Origin of the sequence: Bacteroides sp. HPS0048 (assembly GCF_964240755.1) — a bacterium.
Lineage (GTDB): Bacteria > Bacteroidota > Bacteroidia > Bacteroidales > Bacteroidaceae > Bacteroides > Bacteroides nordii.
In genome coordinates, this window is sequence record NZ_CAXSVC010000004.1 from 290,620 (window position 1) to 304,022 (window position 13,403).

At 40.3% G+C, this 13,403-nt stretch carries 10 protein-coding genes; all 10 read right to left on the reverse strand.

The window, feature by feature from the left end; translation table 11 throughout:
• Positions 1-117: 117 nt before the first annotated feature.
• The 10 genes from ACESQI_RS05465 to ACESQI_RS05510 all read right to left on the reverse strand — a co-directional run bounded on the left by ACESQI_RS05465 (position 118) and on the right by ACESQI_RS05510 (position 13,134).
• Positions 118-2,682 (reverse strand): glycosyltransferase family 1 protein, encoded by a 2,565-nt coding sequence (locus tag ACESQI_RS05465; protein ID WP_002562676.1) that lies wholly within the window; start codon positions 2,680-2,682, stop codon positions 118-120.
• Positions 2,683-2,714: 32 nt separating this feature from the next.
• Positions 2,715-4,376, reverse strand: coding sequence for a glycosyltransferase (locus tag ACESQI_RS05470; protein ID WP_195661269.1), 1,662 nt, complete (start codon positions 4,374-4,376; stop codon positions 2,715-2,717).
• Positions 4,377-4,942: 566 nt separating this feature from the next.
• Complete coding sequence (locus tag ACESQI_RS05475) at positions 4,943-5,404, reverse strand: V-type ATP synthase subunit K (protein WP_002562679.1); 462 nt, start codon at positions 5,402-5,404, stop codon at positions 4,943-4,945.
• 36 nt (positions 5,405-5,440) lie between these two features.
• Positions 5,441-7,258, reverse strand: a complete 1,818-nt coding sequence (locus tag ACESQI_RS05480; RefSeq protein WP_234130093.1) for a V-type ATP synthase subunit I — start codon at positions 7,256-7,258, stop codon at positions 5,441-5,443.
• Entirely contained in the window at positions 7,255-7,860 is a 606-nt protein-coding gene (locus ACESQI_RS05485) for a V-type ATP synthase subunit D (RefSeq protein WP_002562681.1), read from the reverse strand. The genes ACESQI_RS05480 and ACESQI_RS05485 overlap by 4 nt, the downstream gene beginning before the upstream one ends.
• 113 nt (positions 7,861-7,973) lie before the next feature.
• Positions 7,974-9,293: a V-type ATP synthase subunit B gene (locus ACESQI_RS05490; protein WP_002562682.1), complete on the reverse strand. Its 1,320-nt coding sequence runs from the start codon at positions 9,291-9,293 to the stop codon at positions 7,974-7,976.
• A gap of 92 nt (positions 9,294-9,385) precedes the next feature.
• Positions 9,386-11,146, reverse strand: coding sequence for a V-type ATP synthase subunit A (locus ACESQI_RS05495; RefSeq protein WP_002562683.1), 1,761 nt, complete (start codon positions 11,144-11,146; stop codon positions 9,386-9,388).
• Positions 11,147-11,164: 18 nt separating this feature from the next.
• Positions 11,165-12,004 carry a DUF2764 domain-containing protein gene (locus ACESQI_RS05500; protein WP_007486024.1) on the reverse strand — a complete coding sequence of 280 codons (840 nt, stop codon included), beginning with the start codon at positions 12,002-12,004 and terminating at the stop codon, positions 11,165-11,167.
• A gap of 12 nt (positions 12,005-12,016) precedes the next feature.
• Entirely contained in the window at positions 12,017-12,607 is a 591-nt protein-coding gene (locus ACESQI_RS05505; protein WP_002562685.1) for a hypothetical protein, read from the reverse strand.
• A gap of 299 nt (positions 12,608-12,906) precedes the next feature.
• Positions 12,907-13,134, reverse strand: coding sequence for a hypothetical protein (locus tag ACESQI_RS05510; RefSeq protein WP_002562686.1), 228 nt, complete (start codon positions 13,132-13,134; stop codon positions 12,907-12,909).
• Positions 13,135-13,403: the final 269 nt, after the last annotated feature.

Genomic DNA, 13,403 nt, shown 5'->3' on the forward strand with positions numbered 1-13,403 from the left:
GTTACATATCGATAACTTTCTCAGACTTTTGACACATCTTCATGTACAAATAATTAGCCCTTGCAATATTTTACTATTGCAAGGGCTATTTTTATTATAATACTTTATAGTTGTTTGTTACACAAACCAGCGTACGTAGCAGAAGTCCTGACGATGAGGAAGATCCGGGTTCTTTGGGAACATACGGTAAGATACCTTAAAACTTCCTGCATTAGACAAGCTGTGTTTTGCCTGGAATGTATACAGGTTGCCTTCCTTCTTGATAACACTGAACGGCTCTACCGAATAAACATGTTGCTTATCATCGGCAGTCGTATAAGTGGTCACTAACTCGAGTCCTACGGCATCATTCAAGCCTTTTTCATCGATTACGTAAGTGATTGTATACTCTTTTCCGCTTTCAATAGCTCCCTTCACAAGCTCTTCAGTCTTTTCGCAAGATACAATTTCAATTGAATCCCACTTCGCTACTACTTCCTCTTTCCATGCTGCTATCTCTTTCGCTTTGGCATTATCATTAGCAGACAACATCTGGAAACGTTTTGCTTCTTTGATATAGAACTTATTATAATAATCATCAAGCTGGCGCTTCATTGTATAGTGAGGAGCAATCTGAGCAATAGAGTTCTTTATAGTCTTCACCCAACCTTCAGAATATCCCTTCTTATTACGTGCATAATACAACGGCAGGATTTCTGTTTCAAGGATACTGTAAATAGTCGCAGCATCCAACTGGTCCTGATGATCCTGATTCTGGTAAGTACGTTTTTCTGTTAACGCCCAACCTGCACCTTCACGGTAACCTTCCAGCCACCATCCATCAAGTACAGAGAAGTTAACCACACCATTCATCAACGCTTTCTCACCGGATGTACCCGATGCTTCCAACGGGCGAGTCGGAGTATTCAACCAAATATCAACTCCGGACACCAGACGGCGTGCTAACTGCATATCATAATTTTCGAGGAAGATAATCTTACCTAAGAATTCCGGACGGCGGGAGATCTCAATAATTCTCTTAATCAAACCTTGACCGGCACCATCATGCGGGTGAGCCTTACCTGTGAAAAGGAATTGTACTGGATAATCAGGATTGTTAACAATCTTAGCTAAACGTTCCAGGTCAGTAAACAACAGATGAGCACGTTTGTAGGTAGCAAAACGACGGCCGAAACCAATCAGTAATGCGTTAGGGTTGATCTTATCCATTAATGAAACAATACGTGAAGGATCACCCTGGTTCTTCAGCCATGTTTCACGGAACTGCTTGCGGATGTAATCCACCAGCTTGTTCTTCATGGTCATACGAGTCTTCCAGATTTCCTCATCGGATACATTGTAGATAGCTTCCCAAATCTTCGGGTTAGACTGATCATACAAAAAGTTTTCATTAAAATATTTAGCGTACAGTTGCTTCCACTCCGTAGCACTCCAAGTTGGGAAGTGAACACCATTAGTAACATAACCTACATGACTCTCTTCAGGGAAGTAACCTTTCCAGATAGAAGCAAACATCTCCTGAGAAACTTTTCCATGCAACCAGCTTACACCATTTACTTCCTGAGAAGTATTGCAAGCAAATACAGACATACAGAAACGCTCTCCCTTATCACCTGGATTGTTACGTCCAAGATCCATCAGATCATCCCAGCTGATACCCATCATTGCAGGATATCCACCCATATATTTGCCAAAAAGACCTTCATCGAAGTAGTCATGTCCGGCAGGAACCGGAGTATGGACTGTATAAAGAGAAGAAGCACGAACCAACTCGATAGACTGGTCAAATGTCAGGCCAGTAGCCACATAATCACAGATACGCTGAACATTGATCAGTGCAGCATGTCCTTCGTTGCAATGATAGACGTCCTTCTTGATACCCAGAGCTTTCAATGTCAGGATACCACCGATACCCAACAGGATTTCCTGTTTCAAACGATTTTCCCAGTCACCACCATACAGCTGATGAGTAATAGGACGGTCAAATTCACTGTTCAGCTCATTATCCGTATCCAACAGATATAAAGAGATACGGCCCACATTCACGCGCCATACGTTAGCATGTACAAAGTAGTTCATATAAGGCACAGCTACTACCATCGGTTTACCGTCAGCATCAAGAACACGGTCGATAGGCAATTGCCCAAAGTTCTGCGCTTCGTAATTGGCAATCTGTTGTCCATCCATAGACAAAGACTGAGTAAAATAGCCATAACGATAAAGGAAACCTACTGCACAAAGGTCTACATTACTATCAGAGGCCTCTTTCAGATAGTCACCGGCAAGAACACCCAGACCACCGGAATATATTTTAAGAACGTGAGTCAAGCCATATTCCATACTGAAATAAGCTACTGACGGACGAGTAGTGTCCGGTTTCACATCCATATAATCTCTAAACTTGGAATACACATCATTCATGCGTCTCAAAATCACTTTGTCTTTAGACAAAGCTTCCAGTTTCTCATAACTCATACGTTCTAGAAGAAGCACCGGATTCTGACCAACCTCTTTCCAAAGAGCCGGATCCAGATCAGAGAACAATTCAGTAGCCTCATAATTCCAGGACCACCAAATGTTCCGAGCTATTTCAGATAGTTTTTCTAATTCTACCGGAACGCGGGATTTTACAGTTACCTCTTTCCAGTTCGGAGTGTTCACATTACTAACTTTAACTTTCATAATGTTTATGATTTACTTGTTGATGAATAAATTTAATTCAGCTGACGTTTCATTGCACTGCGTAAAGCAATGTCATAAGCCTCATAATAATATCTAATAAAGTGCTTCCACAACGCCTGTTCTGCGATTTCGGCTGCATGTTTGCGGATTTCCTTTACTTCATTTTCTGTTTTTCCTGAAAATAGAGAGATAGTATCTTTAATGCCATCGGCCACTTCGGAATAGTTGTAATCCGACCGATGTAATACTTCTACTCCATCATTAATGCCATGCTGATTTTTCAGGCTTTTCACCCAAAGGCCAAAACCGGCAAGGTCAGTTGTTATAGTAGGTACCCGGAAAGCAACACTTTCTAATGGCGTATATCCCCATGGTTCATAATAAGAAGGATAAACACTCAAATCCTGACCTAACAACAGATCATAATAGTCCTTATTTAATATACCATCTCTACCATTCAGGTAACATGGTACAAATATCACTTTCACTTTATCTTCCGGACGATTATTCATTCCCAGATATTTCAGCATATCAAGCACCTGATCATGTGTCATATTATGCAACCAGTGTGTTATAAAAGGTACTTCCAGCGGCGTATCAAACTTCTCTTTACTCTTCAGACGCGCTTGCAAGTCCTCCCGTGGATCTCCCACCCAACCAGGTACATTGACAAATGCTAATACCTCTCTCTTTAAATTCTTATCGCGATTAAGGCGATTCAATGACTCTAAAAAGACGTCGATACCTTTATTCTTAAATTCATAACGCCCACTGGTTCCGATAATTAACGTGTCATCACCCAAATTTGTTCCCATTAATTTGTTGGCAACATTCAGCATCGCCGAACGGGCACGTTTACGTTTACCTGTGAAAGTACTTCCTTTCGGTACAAAATCATCTTCAAAACCATTCATCAGCACTACATCTGCCGACTTTTCAAGCAACTCCTTACACTCATTGTTGGTTATTTCACTCACCGTCGTAAAACAATCCACATAGTGAGCAGTCTGCTTTTCAATAGAATGTTTCGATTGCATATTCAATTCTCCAGCCATTTGATCTCCGTTATAAGCAAACAGATAATCATATAGCGGCTTATTGTTACCTGCTATGGAACGTCCGATAGACGTTGCATGAGTTGTGAAAATAGTTGCAATTTCAGGTACAGCCATTTGCAAATAAAGTGCTCCGAGGCCTGTCATCCATTCGTGTGCCTGATAAACTACTTTATCATTCTCCGTCAGATTATAGCGATAGAAGCTTTCTACTACCCTTCCGGCAGCATACGAAAACATAGAAGCTTCATCATAATCGCCATAAGCATGCAACGAATCTACTTGAAAACGATTCCACATTTCTGTATATATCTCATCCTTCTTTTCAAAGAAGGGCTGAAAATCGACTAAAATAACAATGGGCTCACCCGGAATATTCCAACGTCCGACACGAACAGAAAGATTATCTTTTTCACGTGCATACTCTTTCCATGCAGCACAAAGATTATCGGATTCAATAAACAAGGGATTATCCTTGCCTTGCCATACATCCGGGCCAATAAAGAACAATTTATCACGAAAAGCGGTTTGCAATGTGTTCGCCCTTGTAGACAGAACAGTGTAGATCCCTCCTACTTTATTGCATACCTCCCAGCTGGCTTCGAAGATATAATCGGGGGTTAATAAATCTTTTACCATACAATTGTTTAGAACTCTTTTTTATTACGTGGGTGCAAAAATACGCATTATTTATTGAAAAATAATGCTTTATGCAGAAAATATAAGCTAACGAAAGGCAACAAACGTTTGCAAAGTCCTATAAGAAGTTGCTTGAAAGGAGGAAAAAGCGATATATCCCATTTCAATGCTGACTTCTGTTTTTAAAGTATAACTTTTGAGATAAGTAATGTTTCAGAATTTAGATTCAAATAATATGTTAAGTAGTACTTCAAGTTTAGTTCATACTATGTGACAGCGTTTTATTGAGACGCAAATGATCGCAGATTTTCGCAGATTCAATAGCTGCGCTATACTTGAGCGATGATATGCTTTGCGTAAATCTGCGAGTTTCTGCGTTTCAATAATAGTATCATATAATTTTGAACGATTACTTAATGCCCCCATTGACTATATTATCAACTAATTTGAAGACTACTGATAAAAACAAAAACTCCTGCAATATTTCTATTACAGGAGTCATATTCTTGTCACTTAGCAGGTTTTAAATAACACTGCTGAAAGACGTTGATTTATCAATAAGCAGATTAAGCCAATGCACTACCGATCAAGAATGTAGCAGCCAAAGCTACAATAGCGTAAAGCTCAGGGAATACGGCAAGAATCAGCGTATTACTAAATACATTATGTCCCTGTCCGATGGCAGCAATACCATTAGCACAAACCTGTCCCTGACGAATGGCAGAGAACAAAGCAACCAATCCCAAAGCAATACCTGCGCCCAATACGGCAGAAGCCTGAATTGCCGTAATCTGAGGAGTAAGAATACCAAAAATCGTCTGGAACATAAAGTATCCGGCAAAACCATACAGACCCTGTGTACCGGGAAGCGCTGTCAATACAAGGAAGTTACCAAATGCACTATCATTCTTTTTCAACGCGCCGATAGCAGCGTTACCTGCAATAGTTACTCCGTATGCACTACCGATGCCCGACAAACCAACCATTACTGCGATGCCAATGTAGGCAATAAACAAATTCATTTCCATAATCTTATTCTATTTTATTGTTTAATTTTTAATTCTTTAATTCTTAAAAGGTTTGTACTCTTTTCCACCGCCTTCATAACCGGAATTCTTAAAAAACTCCACAAACGTCAGACGCATCGGATGAACCATTGCCCCAAGTACATTCATAAATATGTTAATAGCATGCCCGATTACAAAAATCAAGACCATTACAATAGGTCCCATAATTGCATTATCAGGGCTCATTCCCGTAGCAAGGCTATTGAACACTCCCGCCAAAATACCCCCTGAAAGCCCCAAGGCAAACAGACGAACGTACGAGAGAACATCTCCCAAAAGCCCGGTAATCATATTATAGGAATCCCACAAACCGAGTCCGATATTGAGGAAAACATTCTTTCCAGGCGTATTGAAAAGGAAAATCATAACAGCGGCAATACCAAGAATTACCAAATGTATAGTCCCCCCCATAGGCAACACCGCCGGTAACAGCGCAGAAACACCCATAGACACCAACAAGATAATCCAGCCGATAGTAGCAACAGCATACTTAAAGCCAAACTGTATTGTTTGATTTACAGCTTTCAACACCATACCAAACATAATCTGTACTACACCTAAAATCAGTGAAAGCTGGAACATATCATTATTATCCATAAATACTGCATGTTTCAACCGCTGCACAATAGGCCAGTCAAGATTATAAATATTAGCGCCAAAGAAAGTGCCTGTCAACAGTCCACAGAAGAAGGTAGACGTAGCCAACACCTGAATCAGTGAGATTATTGATTTAACTGACGGCGTCAGTTTCTTTGTCATCAAACGGTAGGCTGTAGCACCGATAAACAGGAATAATCCATATCCGGAGTCTCCCAGACAGAGCCCAAAGAAAATCATAAAAAACGGAGCAAAGAATGGAGTCAAATCCAATTCATTGTACTTCGGCAACATATACAATTTACAAATCGGCTCAAACCAAGAGAAGAATCCTTTATTATTCAGTTCAATAGGTACATTATCTTCCGGAGTAGGATCAGAAATCTCGTAATATACATGAGATGCATCCAGAAAAGCTTCAATCTCTATCTTATTACGGGCAGGGGCCCATCCTTCCAACAGCATTAGCTTTTCACCTGCAACCTGCTCCGTACTCAACACTACTTTGGAGAACTCGATATTGCTCTGCAATTCTTTCAGTGCTTCCTTCAAGGCAGGAATATCCTTTTCTGCAAGAGCAGCCAATTTCCGGTCGTTCTCAACGATAGCCTGTTCTGTATCAGCATAGAGCTGTTGCACATGCGTCAACGAATAAGCCGGAAGCTTCACCTGTTCTACATCCAGATCTACTTCTTCTCCTGCTTTTGTTAGAGTTATAAAGAATACTTTTGAAGAAATCCGATTAATCACCATTGCGTGATATTCTGTTTCCCATTCTTCCTTATAATTACCCTCAGAACAGGTGTAAAAACCGATTGTATACCCGGCATCATTCAGACGCTGAATACTCTCCGGTTCAAAATCACCCCATGCCAACAATGCATCTCGCTCTTTAGCATATGCCTGCAATTGCTGAGACAGTTTATTCTTTTCAACCTGCAGTGCATCTACTTCATCCAATACCTGCATACCCCGATCAGAAGTTCCTCCCTCTTTAACTGCAGCCGTATCTTTCTCCAGTTTTATATTCTGAAGTAATTTCAAAGTAGCTGCCAAGCGAGACGAAAGCCGAATGTTATCTTGCAGTTCCGTGTTATCTGCGGCACCTTGCTGCTTTTCTACAGTATGTACTACTCCAAGTTCGCGGAGACTATTCAGAAATGACTCATACTCCTTGTGATAAGCAAGGAATGTAATCTTCTTCATTTTTGTAATCATGCCTCTACCTCCTTCCTTTTTTCTTGCTGAGATTTCAGGATCTTCTGCGATGACTTGGACAAGTTTTCTTCATCCTCCATAAATCGTTTTATCTTTCGCAGTGCATCCTGATAGCCCGGTATCTGTACCTTCTCAAAAAGATTCACTTTCTGAGTGGTCTTTTTCCTCGCATGTTCCAACAAGTTCAGCTTGGCCAATATAAATTCTCTTTCGATAGCCGTCTGTGCAAGCTCCTTAAGCAGATGCAGACCATCTGCATACCATTTAGGGGCATTGAACATGCTGTACGGACGTATCTCGAAATCAACATTTTCGAGCAATGGCACGCGTACACCGGCAATCTTTTTTATGCCAAGATGAACATCATTAACCTTTATCAATGAGGCATCAAACTCATTCCAAAGTGCGAACATGGCTTCATAAGCCTGGATTTGTTTCTCCAGTCTCTCCTCCAGATCAGCCGCTTCCGTCTTACAACGTTTCACTTCCATACGTAGTGCACTCTCCTTATTTTTAATAATAGGAAGCGTACGTACCCGTACTTTCAATTGCTTTTCAAGCTGCTGAAGGGATGTCTTATTATATTGAAATTTTATAGCCATCTCGTTTATTTTACTATTTAACAATTTACAAATAGACGATTGAAATTACTTTTTTACTGCTACAATCTACATATCCTAATCGTAAATTGTAAATCGTCTAATCGTAAATTTTATTACTTAGGCCAATACTGATCTACCAGTTCCTTCTTAATATTCACCTCTTCCGGACGGAAGTACTTACCAAATAATCCCCAGGCTACATCCAACATCTCAGTTGTATCCAGATTGACATCAATGGCGAGCAACTGATTGGAATAATCCTTGGCAAAAGATAAAGTACGTTCGTCATAGTTAGTAAGGTCGAAACCATTTTCCAGCTTTGTCTTGGCGTTAGCAGCATCGGCATACAGACGTACAGCAGCATTCATCACCTGCGGATGGTCTTTACGAGTCTTTTTACCTGTTACCAACTGTTTCAAACGAGACAATGAACGGAACGGGTCAACAATAACTTTACCAATATCGCTATCACGACGCAGGAACAACTGTCCTTCAGTGATATATCCCGTATTATCAGGCACGGCATGTGTAATATCACCACCAGACAATGTAGTTACGGCAATAATAGTGATAGAACCACCATCAGGGAACTGCACAGCCTTTTCATAAATCTTTGCCAAATCCGAATAGATAGAACCAGGCATAGAGTCTTTCGAAGGGATCTGATCCATACGGTTTGACACGATTGCCAATGCATCCGCATAAGAGGTCATATCAGTAAGCAGTACCAGCACCTTTTCATTATTCTGCACAGCAAAATACTCAGCAGCTGTCAATGCCATATCCGGAACCAGCAAACGTTCTACCGGAGGATTCTCTGTTGTATTTACAAAACTGACAATACGGTCGAGTGCACCTGCATTAGAGAATACATTCTTAAAATACAGGTAGTCATCATTCGTCATACCCATACCACCAAGAATAATTTTATCGGTCTCGGCACGTAGTGCCACATTTGCCATTACCTGATTGAACGGTTGATCCGGGTCTGCAAAGAATGGAATCTTTTGTCCGGATACCAATGTATTGTTCAGGTCGATACCTGCAATACCTGTTGCAATGAGCTCCGACGGTTGTTTACGCCGAACCGGATTTACAGACGGACCACCGATTTCTACTTCCTGCCCTTCAATCTCCGGCCCTCCGTCAATCGGATCGCCAAAGGCATTGAAAAAACGACCGGCAAGCTGTTCGCTCACTTTCAGTGTAGGCGATTTACCCAGAAAAACGACTTCAGCATTCGTCGGGATACCTTCGGTTCCTTCAAATACCTGCAACGTCACTTCATCACCGGCAATCTTTACTACCTGGGCCAGTTTGCCATTTACGGTAGCCAACTCATCATACCCCACTCCCGTCGCCTTCAGCGAACAGGTTGCTTTGGTGATCTGAGTAATCTTGGTATATATTTTTTGAAATGCTTTTGTTGCCATTTATATATTTACAATTTATTCCCTACGGCCATGACCATTATTCATTTTTAACACATAGGTACGTTAGCAATTTACAATTTACTATTTAGCAATTACGATTGAAGTTTCTTTTCATCAATCAACTCTTTCAGTTGCTTCCGGAAACCATCATACTCTTCTGACTTAAACTTCGAGTAGTTCATCTGTTTACAGATATTGATCATCTTCTTAAAGTAATCCATTACTTCATTGAAGTTGTCAAATTCAAACTCTGTATGGCAAATATCAATAACCATATCCAAAATAGCTTCCTGACGTTCCATAGGAGTTACAGCATCAATGTCATCAAATGCATCCTGCTGAAGAATAACGAAATCGATCAATTCAGATTTCCAGAAGATAACATGATACTCTACAGGCACACCGTCATCACCTAAGATGTTAATCTGCTCGGCAATTTCCTTTCCACGTTGCAAACGGGTTTTGATTTCATTTACTTTGTCAATCCATTCATCATTGATGTGTTCAGAGATATATGCTTCAAATTCCGGATATTCAATATATTTGGAATAAGAGTCAATCGGATTTACAGCCGGATAGCGTTTTTTATCGGCACGATCCTGTTCGAGAGCGTAGAAACAACGAGCTACTTTCTTTGTATTCTCTGTCACAGGTTCCTTCAGATTACCACCTGCCGGAGACACTGTACCAATAAAGGTAATAGAACCAGTTTTATCATTGTTCAGCTTCACATATCCTGCACGACCGTAAAAATTAGAGATGATAGAAGACAAGTCCATTGGGAAAGCATCCGGTCCAGGCAACTCTTCCATACGGTTGGACATCTCACGCAATGCCTGTGCCCAACGGGAAGTAGAGTCAGCCATCAGCAAAATCTTCAAACCCATTGCACGATAATATTCTGCAATTGTCATTGCCGTGTATACAGATGCCTCACGGGCAGCTACCGGCATGTTAGACGTATTCGCAATAATAATGGTACGTTCCATCAACTTACGCCCCGTATGTGGGTCAACCAGTTCAGGGAACTCGGTAAAGATTTCTACTACCTCATTCGCACGTTCACCACAAGCAGCGATAATAACGATATCTGCTTCGGCCTGTTTTGAGATGGCATGCTGTAGTACGGTTTTACCAGTACCAAACGGACCGGGAATAAATCCCGTACCACCTTCAACAATCGGGTTTACCGTATCAATCACACGAACACCGGTCTCTAACAGTTTGAATGGACGTGGCTTTTCTTTATAATTCTTCATGGCACGTTTCACCGGCCATCTCTGAATCATATTTACATCGATAAGATTACCTTCTTCATCTTTCAATACAGCCATCCTATCTTCTATCTTATAATCACCCTCGTCAGCAATATACTCAACCGTACAAGTACCCTTCAATGTAAAAGGTGCCATAATTTTCAGTGGCTGAAAGTTTTCATCCACTTGCCCTAACCATGCCGAAGCTTCTACTTTATCGCCGATTTTTACCAACGGCACAAAATGCCACACCCTTTCTTTATCTAACGGATATGTATATTCACCTCTTTTGAGGAAAACACCTTCCATCTTGTCGAGGTCATTTTGCAAACCATCGTAATTTTTTGATAACATGCCCGGACCTAAGGTCACTTCAAGCATGTGTCCTGTAAATTCGGCTTCAGCTCCCACCTTCAGTCCGCGAGTGCTCTCAAACACTTGGACGTATACATGTGAACCTACCACCTTAATCACCTCCGCCATCAGTTTGTCGCCACCAGTTGAGATATAACAAATCTCATTCTGTGCTACCGGTCCGTCAACGACGAGGGTCACCATGTTGGCAATAACGCCACTAACAGTTCCTTTTGTTGCCATATAATTTTAGTTATTTATTTACCTAAATTCTGCGGGAATCTGTACCTCATCCTTCAGCGCATCAATAATGCTTCGGAATAGTTGATTTCCTTTCTCTTTGTCCAATGATATCCATCGCTCAATCATTTCCAGTTGCAATAAGAAAGCGAAAATACGTTCAATCGTAAAATAATTGAAAAATGTAGCTTCCTCGATCCAATCCCAGCGCAATGAATCAAGCTTCTTTTCACGCTCTACCAGTTCGGTTATTTCACTGATCTTCACTAACTGTTCCAGACAATCTACCTCACCGGATAATCCGAAGTCACGAGCACCGGACGTACGCAATGCTTCACAAACCTCAGTATCGCCTACAATATTCTGTGCTACGTCCCATTTATATTTACGGGCTGTAAATGCTACCAGAATATTATTTATAGTCAGATTGAATTCAAACCAAGATGCGATAAACTTATTTCCGCATTTCATGGCATACTCATAATACAGTGCTGCCAAATGATCTTCATGCAACACAGCACTTTCTGCCGGGGTATTAAAATAATCAGAAATAAAAGCAGAGATGTAGGAAGGGAAGTCTTTCGGATGAACCTCACCACCTTCTTTTATCACACCAATGTATTCGATAAGTTCTTCCGCAGAGAAATTTCCTCTTAAATCGATAGCAGCCTCCTTGTCTTCAAGCAATTTCAAGACATTTGCATTATCAAATTTCAGATAGAACAGATCTATCAGCTTCTGGTCTGAAGAAGAGATTCCGGGATAAATTTCTGTTTTAAAATCAGCTACTGTATAACTCAGTTTACTATCCTCAAGAGTGAGTTCAGGCAAACCGGCTACCAAGTAATAGTATTTACTCATAATCGTTCTCTATTAGAATAGCATTTCTACTAACTGAGGACGCAGAAATTCTTTGAAATAATTCATGAATTCTTCTTCTCCAAAGTTCACTTTATACGAACCGTTTGCCGGAGAAACAGAAAATAATGTTTTAATTCCATTTACCTGCTCTATTCTGACACCCTTGTCCAAAAGAGCTTTAGCATTGGCAGCAAAGTATTTCTTCAGCGATTCTGCATCGGCTGTCGAAATCACAATAGGTTCGTCTACACTCCATTGGGAAGCTAAAGCTACAATAAATGCATTCAAGAAGTCTTGATTCTGCGCAAATTCCTTTACAGGAGCAGTCACAATCTTATCTGTCACAATAGTAGCAATTTCCGATTTTAGTGCATTTACAGCCTGACCGGCAAACAATTTTAACTCTGATTTGGTATTTTCTGCCAGTTCATCAGCAGATTTACGAGAGGAGGTAATAATTGACTCTGCTTCTTTATGAGCATCTTCAATAATCTTCTTAGCTTCTTCCTGAGCATTTGCGATAAGACGCTGGGCTTCTTCATTACCTTTTTCTACGCCTTCACGATAAATCTTATCGGTCAACTCTTGAATTTTGTTTTCCATGTTCACGGACTATTTAGAAGTTTATATTATAGTATCTATGTATTTCGATTAGATTCTTGCCAAAAGTACGAATTTCAATCTAATTAAAAAAGGGAAAAGAAGAAGAAAACTGTTCATAAAATAGAAAAGAATAGTCAAAAAGGAGGAAATATTGCAATAAAATGGCATTTAGAATCTATTCTTATATCAAGGTGGACTATATATGCAGGAAATATAATCATTCGGATAGTTATAAAACACAAATGGGAGCAAAGCAACTTTTGTGCTTTACTCCCATTTGTATCAGATAATCTCGCTTATTATTTCTTGTCACAAGCTTTTTTCTCACATCCTGCTTCTTCTTTACAACATGCTTTAGTAGAATCACAAGCAGCAGAATCAGACTTACAGCAAGGAGCTGCAGCTTCTACAGTTTCAACTTCTACTGATTCAGCAGATACTTCAGAACTTGCAGGTTTATTACCACAAGAAGTTACAGCGAAAGAAAATGCTACTGCAACAGCAGCCAAAAATAATTTAGTTTTCATACTTTAAATTTGCTTTAAACAGTTATTGATTATTGTCGGTTGCAAATATAAGTAAATAAAAGCACTTATACAAAGTATTTTTTCACCACCGAGTTTCACAGAGAAACACAGAGTATTGATTATCCTTCATAAACAGAATAAATAAGAATACGGCTTATTCCTCTGTGAAACTCAGTGGTAAATACCCAAACGAAAGAATCCCCCTTCCATCAATCATCTTGACGAAAGGGGGATTCAAAAAACGGCGACTACCTACTCTCCCACTGTTA

Bases quoted from the DNA above. Each gene is read 5' to 3' on its own strand.
- ACESQI_RS05470 (WP_195661269.1), bottom strand. From the start codon at position 4,376: ATGGTAAAAGATTTATTAACCCCCGATTATATCTTCGAAGCCAGCTGG.
- ACESQI_RS05485 (WP_002562681.1), bottom strand. From the start codon at position 7,860: ATGGCTATAAAATTTCAATATAATAAGACATCCCTTCAGCAGCTTGAA.
- ACESQI_RS05505 (WP_002562685.1), bottom strand. From the start codon at position 12,607: ATGGAAAACAAAATTCAAGAGTTGACCGATAAGATTTATCGTGAAGGC.
- ACESQI_RS05500 (WP_007486024.1), bottom strand. From the start codon at position 12,004: ATGAGTAAATACTATTACTTGGTAGCCGGTTTGCCTGAACTCACTCTT.
- ACESQI_RS05465 (WP_002562676.1), bottom strand. From the start codon at position 2,682: ATGAAAGTTAAAGTTAGTAATGTGAACACTCCGAACTGGAAAGAGGTA.
- ACESQI_RS05510 (WP_002562686.1), bottom strand. From the start codon at position 13,134: ATGAAAACTAAATTATTTTTGGCTGCTGTTGCAGTAGCATTTTCTTTC.
- ACESQI_RS05490 (WP_002562682.1), bottom strand. From the start codon at position 9,293: ATGGCAACAAAAGCATTTCAAAAAATATATACCAAGATTACTCAGATC.
- ACESQI_RS05480 (WP_234130093.1), bottom strand. From the start codon at position 7,258: ATGATTACAAAAATGAAGAAGATTACATTCCTTGCTTATCACAAGGAG.
- ACESQI_RS05495 (WP_002562683.1), bottom strand. From the start codon at position 11,146: ATGGCAACAAAAGGAACTGTTAGTGGCGTTATTGCCAACATGGTGACC.
- ACESQI_RS05475 (WP_002562679.1), bottom strand. From the start codon at position 5,404: ATGGAAATGAATTTGTTTATTGCCTACATTGGCATCGCAGTAATGGTT.